This is a genomic window from Streptomyces sp. NPDC048560, from assembly GCF_040650955.1.
Lineage (GTDB): Bacteria > Actinomycetota > Actinomycetes > Streptomycetales > Streptomycetaceae > Streptomyces.
Genome location: NZ_JBEZIJ010000003.1, coordinates 206,992 through 224,641, shown reverse-complemented (window position 1 = coordinate 224,641; position 17,650 = coordinate 206,992). Strand labels below are relative to the sequence as shown.

The 17,650-nt window shown below is 71.5% G+C and carries 12 protein-coding genes; 7 read left to right on the top strand and 5 right to left on the bottom strand.

The genetic code is table 11. The annotated features are described in order from the left end of the window. Positions 1 to 7: 7 nt before the first annotated feature. Positions 8 to 1,123, bottom strand: a complete 1,116-nt coding sequence (locus AB0C82_RS10915) for an oxidoreductase (RefSeq protein ID WP_362838887.1) — start codon at positions 1,121 to 1,123, stop codon at positions 8 to 10. A 193-nt stretch (positions 1,124 to 1,316) separates the two neighbouring features. On the opposite strand from AB0C82_RS10915, the gene AB0C82_RS10910 reads away from it, so the two are divergent. From AB0C82_RS10910 to AB0C82_RS10900, 3 genes are all read left to right on the top strand, one after another. After that, entirely contained in the window at positions 1,317 to 1,733 is a 417-nt protein-coding gene (locus tag AB0C82_RS10910) for an SsgA family sporulation/cell division regulator (RefSeq protein WP_362838884.1), read from the top strand. 32 nt (positions 1,734 to 1,765) lie between these two features. Next, a complete protein-coding gene (ddaH, locus tag AB0C82_RS10905; protein ID WP_362838883.1) occupies positions 1,766 to 2,542 on the top strand; it encodes a dimethylargininase in 777 nt (258 codons plus the stop codon). A 116-nt stretch (positions 2,543 to 2,658) separates the two neighbouring features. Next, positions 2,659 to 3,630, top strand: coding sequence for an acyl-ACP desaturase (locus AB0C82_RS10900; protein WP_362838881.1), 972 nt, complete (start codon positions 2,659 to 2,661; stop codon positions 3,628 to 3,630). A gap of 71 nt (positions 3,631 to 3,701) precedes the next feature. Here the strand turns inward: AB0C82_RS10900 and AB0C82_RS10895 are convergent, their stop codons facing one another. Next, positions 3,702 to 7,088: a hypothetical protein gene (locus tag AB0C82_RS10895; RefSeq protein ID WP_362838879.1), complete on the bottom strand. Its 3,387-nt coding sequence runs from the start codon at positions 7,086 to 7,088 to the stop codon at positions 3,702 to 3,704. A gap of 74 nt (positions 7,089 to 7,162) precedes the next feature. Between AB0C82_RS10895 and AB0C82_RS10890 the strand changes: the two genes are divergently transcribed. Then, positions 7,163 to 8,065, top strand: coding sequence for a chitosanase (locus AB0C82_RS10890; RefSeq protein WP_362838876.1), 903 nt, complete (start codon positions 7,163 to 7,165; stop codon positions 8,063 to 8,065). A gap of 33 nt (positions 8,066 to 8,098) precedes the next feature. Here the strand turns inward: AB0C82_RS10890 and AB0C82_RS10885 are convergent, their stop codons facing one another. Beyond that, on the bottom strand, positions 8,099 to 8,353 hold the full coding sequence (locus AB0C82_RS10885) for a WhiB family transcriptional regulator (RefSeq protein ID WP_362838873.1): 255 nt from the start codon (positions 8,351 to 8,353) through the stop codon (positions 8,099 to 8,101). A gap of 72 nt (positions 8,354 to 8,425) precedes the next feature. Continuing rightward, positions 8,426 to 9,220, bottom strand: a complete 795-nt coding sequence (locus tag AB0C82_RS10880; protein ID WP_362838870.1) for a VOC family protein — start codon at positions 9,218 to 9,220, stop codon at positions 8,426 to 8,428. A 186-nt stretch (positions 9,221 to 9,406) separates the two neighbouring features. On the opposite strand from AB0C82_RS10880, the gene AB0C82_RS10875 reads away from it, so the two are divergent. Next, positions 9,407 to 11,590 carry a DEAD/DEAH box helicase gene (locus AB0C82_RS10875; RefSeq protein WP_362838868.1) on the top strand — a complete coding sequence of 728 codons (2,184 nt, stop codon included), beginning with the start codon at positions 9,407 to 9,409 and terminating at the stop codon, positions 11,588 to 11,590. A 35-nt stretch (positions 11,591 to 11,625) separates the two neighbouring features. On the opposite strand, the gene AB0C82_RS10870 is transcribed toward AB0C82_RS10875, so the two are convergent. Next, complete coding sequence (locus AB0C82_RS10870) at positions 11,626 to 12,669, bottom strand: multicopper oxidase domain-containing protein (RefSeq protein ID WP_362838865.1); 1,044 nt, start codon at positions 12,667 to 12,669, stop codon at positions 11,626 to 11,628. A gap of 216 nt (positions 12,670 to 12,885) precedes the next feature. Between AB0C82_RS10870 and AB0C82_RS10865 the strand changes: the two genes are divergently transcribed. Continuing rightward, the gene (locus AB0C82_RS10865; RefSeq protein ID WP_362838862.1) at positions 12,886 to 15,372 is read left to right on the top strand and encodes a ThuA domain-containing protein; all 2,487 of its coding nucleotides are present in this window, start codon (positions 12,886 to 12,888) and stop codon (positions 15,370 to 15,372) included. Next, the gene (locus tag AB0C82_RS10860; RefSeq protein WP_362838860.1) at positions 15,369 to 17,597 is read left to right on the top strand and encodes a family 16 glycoside hydrolase; all 2,229 of its coding nucleotides are present in this window, start codon (positions 15,369 to 15,371) and stop codon (positions 17,595 to 17,597) included. The genes AB0C82_RS10865 and AB0C82_RS10860 overlap by 4 nt, the downstream gene beginning before the upstream one ends. Positions 17,598 to 17,650 lie beyond the last annotated feature (53 nt).

The window sequence follows — 17,650 nt, the reverse complement described above, 5'->3', positions numbered from 1 at the left end:
AGGGCTCTCAGCCACGGGAGACGCTGAGGAAGGCCACCCGGCCCTTCTCCCCCGACGCCCAGCAGCCGAGGTCGGCCGTGCAGTCGACCGTGTCGTACGAGCCGGTGTCGACCGTGCGCCAGGTCCGGCCGCCGTCCCACGTGAGGTCCGTGCCCGTGGGCCCGACCGCCAGTGCGCCGGACCGGCTGTGCGGAAGCCAGGCGACGCCCGAGCGGTAGGCGGGGGGCGCCGTGGTGGACTGCCGCCAGCCGCGGCCTCCGTCGGCGGTGACCGCGGAGTTCCGCGGCGACTGCAGGCCGGCGCGGTAGTCGCCACCGACCGCGATGCCGTGCGACCTGTCGCGGAACGCCACGCCGAAGACGCCACGCGCGGGGTCGCCCGCCGGGATCGTCGATTCGCTCGCGGTCCAGGTCAGACCTCGGTCCCCGGAGTGCAGGATCCGTGCGGTGGCCGCGCCGCCGGTGGCGAGCCAGACGTCCTTGGGCCCCGAGCTGACCAGGCACTGGCCGCTCGCGGCGAAGCCCGCCTCGCCGGGCTGAGCGGCCGGCATCCCGGCCGCGGGCAGCACCTTCCAGCTGCGGCCGCCGTCGTCGGTCGACAGGATGCGGAACTTCCCGTCCACCGGATCGCTCATCGCGAGGCCGTGCCGGTGGTCGAAGAAGGTCATGCAGTCGTAGAAGGCGCGCGCGTCGGTGTTACGGAAGGACTCCGTCCAGCTCGCTCCGCCGTCGTCCGTACGGAAGACCCTGGACGCCTCGCCCTCCCCGATGGCGAGCGCCACGGCGCGCCGGCCGTCGAACGCCTCCACGTCACGGAACTCCAGCCCGGCCGCCGCCGGGGGCGACACATCGCGCCAGTGCCCGCCACCGTCGGACGTGCGCAGGACGGTTCCCCCGGATCCGGCCACCCAGGCGGATGTGCGGCTGACGGCGGCGAGTCCTCGGAAGCGTGCCGTCGTGCCGGTGTCGGTGAGGGACCAGCTCGCGTGCGCCGCCGCCCCCTGGCCGACCGGTGCCGGCGCTTCCGGTGCGGCGTGTGCGTTCGGTGCGGCCAGAGCGGCGGTAACTGCCGCCCCACACAGCCCCGTTGCTATCAGTCGTCTCGTCTTTCCCATGACCTTCATGGCGCTGGAAGCTAACCCACGGGCGGCGGACCGTCCAGCGTGCACCGCGCCGAACTGGGCACATGTGTCCGAGACGTGTGCGGCGACGTGTGCGGTGACGCAGCTCACGCCGCACCCCAGTGCACGAAACGAGGAATTCCGTCGTCTACTCCAATGCCGGGAACCGTTTACCGCGCGCGAGAGGGAGCAGGTCGTGTCCAGCGTTATCGAGCAGTCCGTACAGGCCCGCATGGTGGCATCCGCTCCGCGGATGGAAACCCTGCCCGCCACCCTGCAGTACGACCGCAAGGACCCGTTCGCCGTGCGCATGGCCTTCCCCGGCCCGGCGACGCTGGAAGGGACGGAGGTGTCCTGGGAGTTCTCGCGCGAACTGCTGACGACGGGCATGGACGCTCCCGCCGGGGTCGGCGATGTACGGGTGCGGCCCTTCGGCTACGAGCGGACGGTCCTGGAGTTCCATGCCGTCGAGGGCGTGGCGATGGTGCACGTGCGGACCTCGGAGCTGCGCCGCTTCCTGGAGCGCGCACAGGAGTTGGTCCCGGTCGGTGACGAGCACCACTACCTGGACCTCGACCGGAATCTGACCGATCTGCTCGGCGGTCCGTGCTGACCGACTCCCCCTGGCCACGAGGAGCATCGCCCATGCCCAGCACCAAGGCTCTCGTCCGACGCGTGAGTCCCCGTCTCGCCGAGGGGCTCGTCACCCACATCGAGCGCACGCCCGTCGACCACGCCCTCGCCCTGCGGCAGTGGGACGGCTACACGTCGGCCCTGCGCGAGCACGGCTGGGAGACGGTCGAGGTGGCCGCCGCCGACGAGCACCCCGACGGTGTCTTCGTCGAGGACACGGTGGTGATGTTCCGCAACGTCGCCCTGATCGCCCGGTCGGGGGCGGAATCCCGCAGGGGCGAGACCCCCGCCGTCGAGGAGGCGCTGGTCCGGCTCGGCTGCTCGGTGAACCGGATCCGCGAACCGGGCACCCTGGACGGCGGCGACGTGCTCAAGACCGGCGACACGGTCTACGTCGGACGGGGCGGCCGGACGAACGCGGAGGGGGTCCGGCAGCTCAGGGCCGCCTTCGAACCCCTGGGAGCGCGCGTCGTGGCCGTACCGATCAGCAAGGTGCTGCACCTCAAGTCCGCCGTGACGGCGCTCCCCGACGGCACGGTCGTCGGCCATCCGCCGCTGGTCGACGAGCCCTCGCTCTTCGCCCGATTCCTGCCGGTTCCGGAGGAGGCCGGCGCGCACGTGGTGCTGCTCGGCGGCGGAAGACTCCTCATGGCCGCGAGCGCGCCCAAGTCCGCCGGACTGTTCTCGGACCTCGGTTTCGAACCCGTTGTGGTGGACATCAGCGAGTACGAGAAGCTCGAAGGCTGCGTGACCTGCCTCTCCGTACGCGTCCGCGACCTGCACACATAACGGGGCGTAAGCGGACGCGCCCGGGGCCGGGCTTGGCCGGGGCCTTACCCGCGCTTTAACCTACGGTCACGTAACCTACGAAGCCGTAGGTAATTCTCCCGTCCCCAGGAGCCCCCGTGACGATCACCTCTCCCCATCTCGGCAGTTCGAAGGCGTGGACAGACGCCCAGCTGCTGTACGCACTGGAAGAGGTGGTGGAGAAGGAACTCAACCGCCATCTCAAGGTCGCCAAGGACTGGATGCCGCACGAGTACGTCCCGTTCTCCGACGGGCGCAACTTCCCCGGCATCTTCGAGGACGGCCAGGCGTGGGAGGCCGAGCAGTCCAAGGTCACCGACATCGGCAAGATCGCCCTCGTCGTCAACCTGCTGACCGAGGACAACCTGCCCAGTTACCACCACGAGATCGCCTCCCTCTTCGGCCGTGACGGCGCCTGGGGCACCTGGGTGCACCGGTGGACCGCCGAGGAGGGCCGTCACGGCATCGTGATGCGCGACTACCTGCTCACCTCGCGTGCCGTCGACCCGGACAAGCTTGAGCAGTTCCGGATGGCGCACATGGCGGAGGGCTTCGAGTCCGACAACCGCCACTCGATGCTGCACTCCGTCGCGTACGTCGCGTTCCAGGAGCTGGCGACCCGCGTCTCGCACCGCAACACCGGCCACCAGTCGGGCGACCCGGTCTGCGACCGGATGCTCGCGCGGATCGCGACCGACGAGAACCTGCACATGGTCTTCTACCGGAACCTGCTGGGCGCGGCCTTCGAGCTCGCCCCCGATCTGACGATGCAGTCCGTGCGTGACGTCGTCGTCGACTTCCGGATGCCGGGACACGGGATGCCGGGCTTCGAGCGGGCGGCCGCGCAGATGGCGATCGGCGAGATCTACAACATGCGGATCCACCACGACGACGTCATCCAGCCCGTGCTGCGCTTCCTGAAGGTCCTCGAAATCGACGGGCTCGGCCCGGAGGGTCTCAAGGCGCAGGAGGAGATCGGTCTGTACATGAGCGGTCTTGACAGCGAGGCCTCGAAGTTCGACGAGAAGCTGGCCGCCCGCAAGGCGCGCATGACCGCACGCGGCAAGTGAGTACGTCCACGTGACCCGAACCGCGTGAGCCGGGTGGTGTGAGGAGGGCGTCGGGCATGTGCCCGGCGCCCTCACTCCGTTGCCGTGACCTGCGCGTACGCCGTGTCCCGCACATCGGCGACCGGGTGCTGGCGCAGCAGTCGCAGCTGGGTGCGCCAGGGGCCCGTCCAGGCGGTGCGCCGGCCGGCGGCCACGGTGATCGCCGCGGCGAAGAGCCCCTCGGCGCCGTCGCCGCTCTCCGTGAGCCGTGCGGCGACGGTGAGCAGCCCGTCGGTCTCCCCGCCCGCGGAGCCGATCAGTTCGCCGAGTGTCCCGGCCGTACGCGAGGCGAGCACGGGCCGTCCCTCGTGGAGCCCGGCCAGCCGGGTCAGCTCGGTGTGCAGCGCCCCCGGTCCCCCGGCGGGCTCCGGATCGACGGCGTGCACGAGCAGTTCGACGGCCTGCGGTACGAAGTCCCGGTGTGCGGCGAGAACGCCGCCGGCGGTGGCGAGGACCGGGCGGGCCGTGTCCTGCACGGGTTTCGCGCGGGCCGTGAGCGACCGGACCGTGTGCACGATCCGCTGTCTGGCCGGGCGGTCCCGTTCGCTGCCCGCCTCGTCGGCGGTGTCGTTGACGGCCAGCGCCAGCAGGGTCCGGTTCAGGGCGAGTGCCGCCTCCGGCGAGCCGAGGGCGGCGCCCACGAGCGCGTCGGCGGCCGACCGCCAGGCCCCCCGCCGTTCCAGTGCGATGACCGCCGTCACGAACACGTCGCAGGCCCCGGGCGCCCAGGGCACCCAGCGGGCCAGGGTGTGGTGGGCGAGCGCGGCCAGTTCCTCGTCGTCGCTCGCGCACACCTCCCGGACCAGCCGTGCGTACCGGGGACGGTGCTCCTCGGCCAGCCGTGCCGGGTGTGCCCGCAGTACGGCCGTGCGCAGGGCGCGGCCTCCGTGTGCCGCGTCCGTCATCACCTCCCACATCCGCTCGTCACCGAGCAGGTCCGTACCGAACGCCACGCAGGCGGCCCGGACGTCCGGATGCTGGTCGGCAGTCGTGTACGCGTCGGCGAGCACCTGTGCGGCCCCGTCCACCGGCAGTCGGGTCGCGGCGAGCCTGACCATCTCCTTGCGGCTCGTCACCTTGCCGGTGCCGGGCGCGGTGCGCTCCCGCAGCAGGGGGCCCAGGACGGAGGGGCGGGCGTGGAGGGCGGCGCGGCTCGCGGAGTACACGGCGACGCGGGCGCGGTCGTCGCCGGTGTGGGCGAGGAGTTGGGGCAGAGAACCGGCCGGGGTGTCCGTCCGGGCGAGGGCGGCGAGGGCCGCTTCGGCGAGCACCACGTCACTGGACGCCGTCCACTCGCGTATCGCGTCGGCGCCGTGCCCGGGGATACCGGCCAGCTCGGTGACGGCCGCGGCGCGGGCGCGCAGGGGCAGCTTCTCGTCGCGCGCGGCCCGTGTGAGCATCCGGGCGGCGGCCAGTTGCTGACGGGGCACCCAGCGCGGGCTGTGCCTGACCGGTGGCGTCCAGGAGGTCCCGTGGGTGAGGAAGCGTCCGTAGGGCGGGCTTTCGGTGAGGTACGGGTCGAGCAGATCGGTGCGTCGGCCTGTGAGCAGCTCGATGACGTCCGGCAAGGCGGCGGCGGACGGCTCCCGGGCGAGGACGCGTTCCACCCGCTCGTCCCGGTCGGCGGCCGGTCGCAGCCAGAGGCCGATCGCTGTCCTGGCTGCGCTGTTGTTCCCGTAGCGGACTGCCTGCCACAGCAGTTCCTGGAGCTCCGGCATGGCGGTGGCGCGTCGGCCGAGGGCCCTGGTGAGCGCGAACACGAGCCCGTAGTCGGACTTCTCGCTGCCTGCCTCCAGCCACGGCAGGAGCGCCTCGAAGACGGTGTGCTCCTGGCCGCGGCGCAATGTGCGGTCGAGCCGGCCGAGGTCGGCGTGGCCCGTGCTTCCGGAGAGCCGGACGAGCGTGCGCAGTGCCCAGCTGACGAGTGCGCGCTGCCCGGTGGCCGTGTGCTCGCGCAGGATGCCGAGGGCGAGGGCGCTCAGTGTGGAGCGGGTGTGCGGGGAGGAGTCGAGGGCATCGACCGCGTCGGTCGTGATGCGGTCGAGCAGGGTTTCGGCCTCGTCGGTGAAGAGGGCGGGGGCCGTGGCGAGCAGGGCGCGGAGTGCGGCGGAGCGGACGGGGTCCTGCTCGTTGCGCAGGCGCAGCATGTCGTCGAGCGCGGTGGCGACAGCGGACGGGTCTCCCGAGCGCCCTGCGTTGCGGATCAGCAGCGGCCAGGCCTCGGCGCGGTCGGCGGCGGCCGGACTGCGCGTGGCGGTCAGCAGCTGCTCCCGCACCTCGGCGGGCGGCAGGTAGGACTCGGCGAGCAGCACAGCGCTCCAGTGCGCCCCGCGTTCCCTGGCGCGGTCCGCCATCCGCCGCGCCAGCTGTGCCACATGGCTGCGCGGCATCGCGTCGAGCAGTGCCGGGTCCACGGTGTCGCCCTCGCCGCGGCCGTCGACGACCGCCGCGTGGAAGGCCGCGCGGCGTGCCGGAGGCAGGGCCAGGAGCAGCCTGTTCAGGGCTTCGCCGTGACCGGCGAGGGTACGGGCGAGGTCGATGACCAGGCTCTCGGGTGCCTGCCTGGTGAGCCGGTGCAGCACCGTGCGGCTGAGAGCGCCGCTGCGTGAGACCGCGAGCGGGTCGAGTCCGCCGGGGGCGACGAGGAGCCGTACGAGGCGCGTGGGGTCGGCGGCGGCGAGCGGCCCGAGACTGCCGTGGAGCCCGGGCGGCAGGGTGGACGGCCCGTGGCGTTCGAGCAGGTCGAGGACGCGGTGCGGGAGGCGGGTCGCGGCGGCGGCGACCGCGCGGTCATGGCCGTACCACAGCCACCAGTCCTCGCGCAGTGCCTCGGGCTGTGCGGCGAGGTCCTGTTCGGCGGCGTCCAGGAGCGGGCCGGGGTGGCGGCTGCCCAGCGCGGTCCAGCCGGCGACCGAACGGAAGAGGGCGGGCAGCAGCCGGTTCACGGTGCCGGTGGAGCAGCCGGGCAGCAGGCGCGCCGCCTCGGCGTCGCCCCAGGTCGCGCGTGTCCCGTCGATCAGCCGGTCGGCGAGCTCGGTGCGGCCGTCGGCGACGACCGCGCGCATCAGCCGGTGGCGTACGACGGCCGGCGCGTCGGCCAGTGCCTCCTCGTACGCCGAGTCCGGTACGCCGAGACGGCGGGCCACCCGCAGTGCGTGCGCCCGGACGTAGGGGTCCTCGTCGGCGAGGCACCTTCCGATCCACTCGCGGTCCTGTCCGACGGCCGCGGCGACGACGGCGAGGCCCCGCTCGTACGGCCCGCCGCCGTTCTCCAGCTCCTCCAGAACGGCCCGCAGTACGCCGTCCTCCCTGAACCGCCGGGCGCGTACGGCGAGTTCCCTCATGCGCTGCGGATACGAGAGGGAGTCGACGGTGTCGAGCAGGGCGCAGACGAGGGCGACGGGCCGGGCATCGGTCATGGTGGAGATTGTGCCGTGCGGGGGTGGGCGGGCCCCAGAGGTTTACGGACCGTACTCTGTGCCGGGTGAAGCCTGTGACGCGTCTTTTCCTCTTCGGCGCACCGATAGCCATCGCCGTCTCCATCGTCTTCGGGAGCGGCGGCGACGCGTCGCTGCCCGCGGGTCCGCCGCAGGCGGCGGAGCCCGCACCGGCCACGCCCGCCGGTGACAGCGCCCCTTCCTCGGCCAGGCGGAAGGCGGAGGACGCGCAGATAGCCGGGCTGCCCGCCGGGCTCGCGGAGCCTCGGATGAAGGAGGTCGCCTCGCAGCTGGTGGCCAGCGCGGAGAGTTCCACCCTGGACTGGCGCAGCCAGTACGGGGCCATCGAGGACGTGGGGGACGGAACCGGCTACACGGCGGGCATCGTCGGCTTCTGTTCCGGGACGAACGACATGCTTCAGCTCGTCGAGTCCTTCAGCGAGGAACATCCGGACAATCCGCTCGCCCCGTTCCTCCCCGCCCTGCGCGCGGTGGACGGCACCGATTCGCACGAGGGCCTGGACCCCGGCTTCACGGCCGCGTGGAAGAAGGCCGCCGAGGACAAGGCGTTCCGCGACGCGCAGGAGGAGTTCCGGGACAGGCTCTACTTCGAGCCCGCGGTCCGGCTGGCGAAGCTGGACGGGCTCGGCACGCTGGGGCAGTTCGTCTACTACGACGCGATGGTCCTGCACGGCCCCGGGATCGAGGCGACGGGCTTCTACGGAATCCGCGACGCGGCGATGGCCGCCGAGGACACGGCGGCCGAAGGCGGCGACGAGACCGCCTACCTCAACGCCTTCCTGGACGCGGGCCGGTCGGTGATCCAGGCGAGGAAGACCCAGCGCGACACCTCACGGATCGACACCGCGCAGCGCGTGTTCCTGCGCGACGGCAATCTGAAGCTGCGGGCACCCCTGGTGTGGCAGACCTACGGCGAGACCTTCCGCATCCCGTCCTGAACGGCACGCTCACGGCATGGGCGCGCGGGCCGGTCAGGCCCGGTCGCGCGCTCCTCTGCGCATCCGGTCCCGCTCCTTCTCGGAGAGCCCGCCCCAGACGCCGAACCGCTCGTCGTTGGCGAGCGCGTACTCCAGGCAGGCGACCCGGCCCTCGCAGGCGTTGCACAACTGCTTGGCCTCACGCGTCGAACTGCCCGGAGCCGGGAAGAAGAACTCGGGCCCGGCCTGCGCGCAGAGCGCCGTCTCCCGCCAGGCGAGCGTGTCCTCGGTGATGGTGTTGATCAGCATGGCGACCACACTGCCGGGTGGCGATAAACAACCGATCAACGGCACGTCAACGCGGCGCACCGCACCACGCGCTCACTCCTGACGCATCGGTCCGGGATGGATCAGGGCGAATGCCGCGCCGAACGGGTCGGCGACGTGCGCGATCCTGCCCACGCCCTCGATGTCCTGGGGTGCCACCGTCACGCTGCCGCCCAGCCGCTGCGCCTGTGCCGAGGCGGCGTCGCAGTCCTCCACCGTGAAGTACGGCAGCCAGTGCGGGCCCTGGTCGGCCTCGGCCCGGACGTCGCCCAGGCGGACGAGCCCGCCGAACGCGGACTCCCTGCTGCCGCCCGAGGGTCTGACCGTGGTGTACGAGCCGCCGGGGAACGTCATCTCGTCGGCCTCCCAGCCGAAGATCGTCTGGAAGAACGCTGCGGCCCCTGACACGTCAGGGGTGTGCAGCTCCGACCACACCAGGGAGCCCGGTTCCTGGATGACGCCCAGGCCCGTGTTGGTCCCCGGCTGCCAGACGCCGAAGTACGCCCCCTCGTTGTCCGTGAAGCCGGCCATCCGCCCGAACTCCCGGACGTCCATAGGTTCGAAGAGCACGTTGCCGCCCGCCTGCGCCACGGCCTTGGCGGTGGCCTCGACGTCGGGAGACTGGAAGTAGACCGACCAGGCGGGCTTGGCCTCGTCCTCCGGCACGGTCATCACGCCCGCGGCCGAGTTCCCGTCGAGCGTGTACATCCCGTACTCACCGGTCTCGGGGCCGCCGGGCACCAGTTCCCAGCCGAAGAGGCCCCGGTAGAAGGCGGTGGCGGCGTCGATGTCGGGCGTGCCCAGATCGATCCAGTTGGGGACTCCGGTGACAAAGCTGGGGTTGAGCATGGTGTGCCCCTTCAGCGAGCCCGGCTGCCTCGCTCGTCTCGTGGCGCGAGGGAATTCCCCGCTCGACCGAGTCTCGCACCGGGCACCGACGACCGCAGTCCGGCGCGGCCGGCAGGGGCCGTGGGACCATGAGGGCCGCGGGAGGGCAGGGCCGTGGGGACAGCGGGACGTGACAGAGGGACGTACATGACCGAGGCCGGGGCGGCACGTGCCGAGGCGCCCACGGGGCGGGCCGCCCGGGAGCTGTTCGCCCGCGCGGAGCGGCTGCTCGAGACGGCACGCGCGGTGCTGGCCGATCACGGCCGGGCCGTCGACACGGTGCGCGGAGCACTCGATCCGCTGCTGGACGCCCTGGTCGGCCGGGAGCTGGCGGCCATCCCCGTGTCACGGCTCAAGGACGTGACCGAGGGACGGCTGCGGATCGGCGCGGTCGAGGAGGCCGGGTACGGAACGGTCGGCCAGGTCCACGCGGCGAGCCGTTACGAGCTCCGGCAGATCCCCGGCGTGGGCGCGCAGACCGCCGACCAGGCCCTGGCCGCCGCGCGTCAGATCGCCCACGCGGTCCGTGACACCGTCTCCGTACGCGTCGACGTGGACGCACCCGACGAGCCGACGACCGCGCTGATCGTGGCCCTGAACCGGCTGGTCGAGGCGGGGCCCGACGTCCGTCGGGCGTGTGACGCCGCGCGCGGGCTCCTCGCCCGCCTGGAACCCCTGCTGACCGCGGCGGGACCTGCCGCGGGCCGGCTGCGGATGATGTTCACGGGCCGGGCCTCCCGGGAACAGGCGCTGGCCGCCGCCCTCTCCGTACGGACCGCGATGGCCGAGGCCCAGGAGCGCGGGCTGCCGCTGCTGTTCGGTCAGGTGTCGGTCGATCTGCTGCGGGCACCGGAGTCAGCGCCCGGAGCCTGGGTCGACTTCGAGCTGCGGTCCGCCGAGTACTACAGCCTGCTGGCGGAGATGTCGGGCACCGGACCCGACCGGGACGCCGCCGAGGGGTTCCTCCCGGCCGGGATCGCTGACCGGGTGCGCGGTCTGAAGCTCGACGACGCGCATCTGCGCGTCTCGCTGCGTGGGTACCAGTCGTTCGGCGCGCGGTTCGCCCTGGCCCAGAAGCGGGTGATCCTCGGTGACGAGATGGGGCTCGGCAAGACCGTCCAGGCCATCGCGGCGCTCGCCCATCTCTCCGCCCGGGGCGATACGCACTTCCTGGTGGTGTGCCCGGCGAGCGTACTCATCAACTGGACGCGGGAGATCCGTGCCCGTTCCACGCTGCGCGCGCTCCCGGTGCACGGTCCGGAGCGGCGGGAGGCGTTCGGCGAGTGGTGCGAGAGAGGCGGGGTCGCCCTCACCACCTTCGACGCGCTGCACACCCTGCCCGACGCCTGGGCCGGGGCGGTGCGGCCGGGCATGGTCGTGGTGGACGAGGCCCACTTCGTGAAGAATCCGGCCACCCGCCGTGCCCGGAGCGTGGCCGGCTGGGCGGAGCGCACCGAGCGGGTCCTGTATCTGACCGGCACTCCGATGGAGAACCGGGTGGAGGAGTTCCGCAGCCTCGTCCGCCAGCTCCGGCCCGAGCTGGCTCCGGCCGTCTCCACGACCCACGGCGCCGCAGGTTCGCATGCCTTCCGCAGAGCCGTCGCCCCCGCCTATCTGCGGCGCAATCAGGTGGACGTGCTGAGCGAGCTCCCCGCGCTGGTCCACGTCGACGAGTGGGAGGAGTTCAGCGCGGAGGACCTGGACGCGTACCGCGAGGCCGTGGGATCCGGTCAGTTCATGCGGATGCGTCGCGCCGCCTACGCACGGCCGGCCACCTCCGCGAAGCTGATCCGGCTGTGCGAGCTGGTCGCGGAGGCGCGGGGCAACGGGCTCAAGGTGGTGGTGTTCTCGTACTTCCGCGAGGTGCTGGCCACGGTCCGGGAGGCCCTGGGCGAGGACGTGTTCGGACCGGTCGCCGGCAGCCTGCCGGCCGCCCGCCGTCAGGAGCTGGTGGACGGGTTCGGCGCGACGGACGGGCACGCGGTCCTGCTCAGCCAGATCCAGGCCGGGGGTGTGGGGCTGAACATGCAGGCCGCTTCGGTGGTCATCCTGTGCGAACCGCAGATCAAACCGACGATGGAGCACCAGGCCGTGGCCCGTGCCCATCGCATGGGGCAGATACGCAGCGTCCAGGTGCACCGGCTCCTCGCGACGGACAGCGTCGACCAGCGGATGCTGGACATCCTGGCGCGCAAGGACCGGCTCTTCGACGCGTACGCGCGGCGCAGCGATGTCGCCGAGGCGACGCCCGACGCCGTCGACGTGTCGGACGGGTCGCTCGCCCGGCGCATCGTCGAGGAGGAACAGCGCCGGCTGGCCGCGGGGGCCTGACCGGCGCCGGGGGCCCGGGGCCCCGGGTCGGGGGTTCAGTGCTGGTGCGCCTCCCCGCTGTCGGCGGCCCCGTCGGCCTCTCCCCCGGCGGACTCGGCGGATTCGGCGGCCCCGGCCCCGGCCACGTGGTGCGGCTCGTGGCCCGGGACCGTGCCGTCCGTCTTGGCGACCAGCAGCAGCCCGGCCATGCCCATGTCGGAGTGGCTCTGGACGTGGCAGTGGTACATCCAGGCGCCCGCGCCCACGTGTTCACCCGCGATGATCTGGAAGCCGAAGGAGTCGGCGGGCCCGCATATCTTCGTGTCGACCACCCGGCTGGGGTCGTCGGGCCCGGTGAGCAGGCCGGTCCGGTTGTCCGCCCAGCGATGACCGTGGATGTGGAACGTGTGGTAGTACTCGCCGTGCGTGATCATCACGACCTCGACCCGGTCGCCCACCGTGGCCTCGAAGTCCGGGCTCTGGTGCGCCGCCTTGTTGTTGATCGTCATGTCGTTGAAGACGATCGTGAAGGTCTTGTCCGGCAGGATGTCGCCCCTGCGCCGGACGACGAGAGGGCCGTAAAGACCCTTGCGGATGCCGCCGGTTCCGTGATCCGTACCGACGACATGGTCGTGGTAGTGCCAGTACCCGGCGCTGCCCGCCCGCCAGGTGCCGTCCTTGCGGCGGCCCGGCGCATGGGTGCGCCAGGTGTACGTGCGCGTACCGCCCGGTTCGACATGGCTCCTGTTCATCCGGGTGCCGTCGCTGGCGATGTCGTAGTCGACCCCGTGGACATGGAGGCTCGCATCGGCATCGGTCAGGTTCTCGAACTCGATGTGCAGGGTGTCGCCCTCGTTGAGCTCGATGAGCGGCCCCGGGACCGATGCCTTGCCCTTCTCGAAGCCGTACCCGAGCGAGCCGTCCGGCATCTTCTCCGCGTACATCCTCAGCCGGCGCACCTCGCCTCCGGCCGGTGCGGTCCTGGGCGGGGTCTCCGCCGAGCTGGCCTCGACCGCACCGAGCGACAACGATGTCACCCCCGTCGCCGCGGCAGCCGCACCGCCCGCCAGCATGCGCCGGTTGAAGGTCCTTCGGTCCATGTCGAACTCCCCACTGAGAAAGGGCAACTGACGGGCTTTTTGAGACAGCCGGGGGCAGAGGTGCCCCTTGGACGGCCCATACGGTAGCCGGGAGGCCTTCGTTTATCCACACCCAGGACAAAGTTCGTGCCATTGCTGCCATAGCTCTTGGCGAGTCACGAAAAGAGGTCTAGCTTCATGCGCTGTTGCAGTGACCAAAGAGGGGTGGGTGACCACATGCAGCGCACACCACATCACAGGTCCAGTTCACGACGAGGCATCGCGGCGGCCGTCGCGGCCGGCGCCCTGACCGCTTCCCTGCTCGGAGGCGGCGCCGCCAGCGCCGGGCCCTATCCGGAGCCGACTGATCGCGCGACAACGTTGTCTCTCCCGTCTCCGCCGGGCGGCGCCAACGTCCGGGTGCTCGTCTTCCACGCCTCGGCGGGCGAGGAGTCACCGACGGTGGACGCGGGGATCGCCGCGATCGAGAAGATCGGGCTGAGCGGACCGACCGCGGGCCGGTTCCGGACCGTCGCAACCGACGACGCCGGTGTCTTCACCGACGAGCGGCAGCTCGGACGGTACAACGCGGTCGTCTTCCTGACCCGCGGCGACGTCCTCGACCCGGAGCAGGAGGCGGGTCTGGAGTCGTACATGGAGGCCGGCGGAGGCTTCCTCGGCATCCATGACGCGGCGCGCACCGAACCGTACTCGGACTGGTTCACCGGGCTGGTCGGAGCCCGGCCCGCCGCCGGCAGCCCGTCCACCGCCCAGCGCGCGACGGTCGAGACCGGTGACCGGCAGCATCCGGCGACCAGGAATCTGCCGCTGGAGTGGAAGCGGCCCGACACGTGGCTGAACTGGACGAAGAACCCGTCCGGCGACGTGCACACCGTGGCCCGCGTCCGCGAGAGCACCTACAAGCCGGGCGCGAGCGCCAATGGCTGGGACCATCCGGTCTCCTGGTGCCGCGACTACGACGGCGGGCGATCCTTCTACACGGGCATGGGCGGCACCGTCGACAGCTTCGCGGAGACGGACTTCCGCGAGCACCTTCGCGGCGCGCTGGCCTGGACCACCCGTATCTCGCAGGCCGACTGCAAGGCCACCGTCAACGCCAACTACCGTGCCGAGCGCGTCACCCAGCCCAACCAGCCGGGGCAGAACGACCAGATCGGTGAGCCGCACGGACTGGTCACGGCCCCCGACGGCCGGGTCTTCTACATCGGCCGCGGCGGCGCCGACAGCAGCAAGCCGGTCGTCATCGACTGGAACGACCCGGACATCGGCAAGGGCCGGGGCGAGATCCACGTCTACGACCCCGGGACCCGGAAGGTCACCCTCGCGGGAGCGCTGACCGTCTTCGGGAACAAGGGCGGCGGCGACGAGACGGTGAAGGTCGAGGAAGGACTCCTCGGCATCGAACTCGACCCGGACTTCGCGGAGAACGGCTGGGTATACCTCCACTACACGCCCCACGCGAAGATCGACCGCGACAAGCGGATGGCGGTACGTCAGGTCTCCCGCTTCACCTTCGACCCGGCCACGAACAAGCTGGACACGGCCTCCGAGAAGGTACTGCTCCAGTGGCCGGTCCAGATCCACAGCTGCTGCCACGCGGGCGGCGGCATGGCCTGGGACTCCAAGGGCAACCTGTACATCGCGACGGGCGACAACAACTCGTCCGGTTCCAGCGGCGGTTACTCCGGGAACAACCCCGCGCCGAACTACAAGGGCGTGTCGTACGCGGACGCCAGGCGCACCGCGGGCAACACCAACAACCTCAACGGGAAGATCCTGCGGATCCACCCCGAGGCAGACGGCACGTACACCCTGCCCGCGGGCAATCTCTTCACCGGCAAGGAGCCGGACGAGGGCGGCGGCAAGACCCGCGGCGAGATCTATGTGATGGGTGTGCGCAACCCGGCGAGGATCTCCGTCGACCCGGTGACCGACACGCTGTACGCGGGCTGGGTCGGCCCCGACGCGGGCTCGCCCAGCACCACCTGGGGGCCCGCCAAGTACGACACCTTCGCCGCGATCACCAAGGCGGGCAACCACGGCTGGCCGTACTGCATGGGCAACAAGCAGCCCTACCGTGACCGCGGTCTGCCGGACCCGTCCGTACCGCTCGGCTGGTACGACTGCGACGCGCCGAAGAACGAGTCGCCGAACAACGACGGCCTGGTGAAGCTGCCGCCCGTCACCTCCAACACCATCTGGTACTCGCCGCAGGGCGGTGGCATCGACTACCCGCGCGACGCCAACGGCATCCCGAGCTACAAGGCGGAGGAGCAGAAGCAGCTCCTGCCGTGGCTCAAGGGCGGTGGCCAGGCCACGATGAACGGCCCGGTGTACCGGTACGACGCGACGAGCACCAGCGCCGACAAGTGGCCCTCGTACTGGGACGGCAAGTGGTTCGTCGGTGACTTCTACGACGGCGACCAGCCCCGGCACGCGGTGCTCACCGATCCGAAGACGGCCGGCCTGGGCGGCCTGCCCACGCACGCCGAGTCCCTGAAGAAGATCATCCCGGTGGGCGCCGACGGCATCCGCAACCTCATGGACTGGAAGTTCGCCCCGGACGGCTCGCTCTACGTCCTGGACTACGGGCGGGGCTTCTTCACCTCGGACTCCAAGTCCGCGCTGTGGCGCGTGACGTACAAGGGCGGAGGGCCGACCCCGGCCGCCGCCGATCTGGCCAGGAAGGCGGCAGTCCAGTGAGACAGCGTCCCCTCTTCGCGCGCTACCGGCCCGCCCGGCTGTGGCCGGCTCTGCTGGCCTCGTTCCTGCTGATACTCGGACTCACCTCGACGGCCGCGTACGGCCGGGAGGACGACCGCGAGGCACAAGCGGCGGCGGACCAGGTGCTCACCTGGACCGCGGGCGACTCCATCGACCGCTATCTGTCCGCGCCCACGACGGCGGTGGCGGGCGAGGCGACCATCGTCTTCGAGAACAGCGCGGCGACCGGCAACACCACGGGTATGCCGCACACGCTGACGTTCAGCGTCTCGGACCCCGAGTTCAACAACGACGTCCAGCTCAACATCCTCGCCAACCCGAGTGACAGCGAGGGCGGCAGGCACAGCGTGCAGGTCACGCTGAGCCCCGGCCGCTACTTCTACCACTGCACCATTCCCGGTCACGGCTCGATGCAGGGCATCCTCACCGTGACCGAGGGAACCGGCGAGGACACCACCGCGCCGGAGACGTCGGCGAAGGTGGACGGTGACAGGAACGCCGACGGCGCGTACATCGGCCAGGCCGCCGTCACCGTGGCGGCGACCGACGCCGGTTCGGGCGTCGGCACCGTCGAGTACGCGGTCGGCGCCGACGGCGCCTGGCAGCCGTACACCGTGCCCGTCGTCGTGAACCAGGTCGGCGCGCACACGGTCCGCTACCGGGCCACGGACAAGGCGGGCAACGCGGCGGCGGAGAAGTCCGTCGACTTCACGGTGGCCGCGCCGCCCACGGACGACGCGACCCCGCCGGAGACCTCGGCGACCGTAACGGGCGAGAAGGACGCCCAGGGCGCGTACCTCGGGATGGCCACGGTCACCGTGACGGCCTCCGACACCGGGTCCGGCGTCAACACCATCGAGTACGCCGTCGGGGCGGACGGTGCCTGGCAGCCGTACACCGCGCCGGTGATGGTGCACGAGGCCGGCACGCACAAGGTCCGCTACCGCGCCACCGACAAGGCGGGCAACGCCGCCGCCGAGAAGGCCGTCGACTTCACCGTCGTCGCGCCGCCCACGGAGGACAGGACACCGCCGGAGACGACGGCGGCACTGACGGGCGAGAAGAACTCGGACGGCGCGTTCATCACCAGCGCGAAGGCGACGGTCACCGCGACGGACGCCGGCTCAGGTGTGGACAGGATCGAGTACTCCCTCGACGGCGGCCCGTACCTGGCCTACACCGCGCCGGTGCTCGTCGACCGGATCGGCTCCCACACGTTCGCCCACCGGGCGACGGACAAGGCGGGCAACACCTCCGAGGCGAAACAGGTGTCCTTCACCGTCGCCGAGGGCGGCGGCGTTCCGGCGCCCGACTGCCCGGAGTTCGACGAGCGGCTGACGGTGATCGTCGGCACGGTCGACAGCGGTGTCCCGAACAGGGTCACCGGCAACCGGTGCACGATCAACGAGCTGATCGAGGACGAGAAGGACTGGTCCTCGCACGCGCTGTTCCTCAAGCACGTGGACACGGTCCTCGACAGGCTCCTCGCCGCCGGCGTCATCGACGCCCGGGAGCACCGCACGATCTACCGGGCGGCGAAGCAGTCCGGCATCGGCAGGCCGGGTCAGGTCGAGGGCTACCGGAAGCTGTTCGACGGCACGGCCGCGTCCCTGGCCAAGTGGGAGCAGGTGGGCGGCGGTAGGTTCGGGCTCAACCCGGACGGCACCATCACCAGCTCGACGACCGTTCCCGGCATGGGCATGTTGTGGTTCCCGGGCAGGCAGTACGGGGACTTCTCGCTGAAGCTGCAGTGGCGCGACGACGCGCCGGGCACGGGCAACACCAACAGCGGGGTGTTCGTACGGTTCCCGAACGTCCACGACAACCCGGAGGAGTCGCGTCCGGAGTGGGTCGCCATCAAGTACGGCCATGAGGTGCAGATCAACGACCGGCCGGACGGCGACATGTACAAGACGGGCTCGCTGTACGGATTCGACCGGGTGGGTCTCGGCGGCGCCGGGGTCACGCCCAAGGGCACCTGGAACGACTACGAGATCAGGGTCGTGGACCAGCACTACTCGGTCTACCGCAACGGTGTCCTGATCAACGAGTTCGAGAGCTCCGGCGGCCAGCTCTTCGAGCCGCCGCGCGGTGACGACCCGGGCACCGACGGACGGCGGTTCGCCTCCGGTTACGTCGGGCTCCAGGTGCACGGCGTCACGGACGTCGTCTCGTACCGCGACATCCGTATCAAGGAGCTGTGACCGGCGATACGGCACCAGGGGCCGCGTCCACATGCCCGGCATGTGGACGCGGC

Coding starts and splice junctions, on each gene's coding strand:
- AB0C82_RS10915 (WP_362838887.1), bottom strand. CDS start 1,123: ATGAAGGTCATGGGAAAGACGAGACGACTGATAGCAACGGGGCTGTGT.
- ddaH (WP_362838883.1), top strand. CDS start 1,766: ATGCCCAGCACCAAGGCTCTCGTCCGACGCGTGAGTCCCCGTCTCGCC.
- AB0C82_RS10895 (WP_362838879.1), bottom strand. CDS start 7,088: ATGACCGATGCCCGGCCCGTCGCCCTCGTCTGCGCCCTGCTCGACACC.
- AB0C82_RS10885 (WP_362838873.1), bottom strand. CDS start 8,353: ATGCTGATCAACACCATCACCGAGGACACGCTCGCCTGGCGGGAGACG.
- AB0C82_RS10880 (WP_362838870.1), bottom strand. CDS start 9,220: ATGCTCAACCCCAGCTTTGTCACCGGAGTCCCCAACTGGATCGATCTG.
- AB0C82_RS10875 (WP_362838868.1), top strand. CDS start 9,407: ATGACCGAGGCCGGGGCGGCACGTGCCGAGGCGCCCACGGGGCGGGCC.
- AB0C82_RS10870 (WP_362838865.1), bottom strand. CDS start 12,669: ATGGACCGAAGGACCTTCAACCGGCGCATGCTGGCGGGCGGTGCGGCT.
- AB0C82_RS10865 (WP_362838862.1), top strand. CDS start 12,886: ATGCAGCGCACACCACATCACAGGTCCAGTTCACGACGAGGCATCGCG.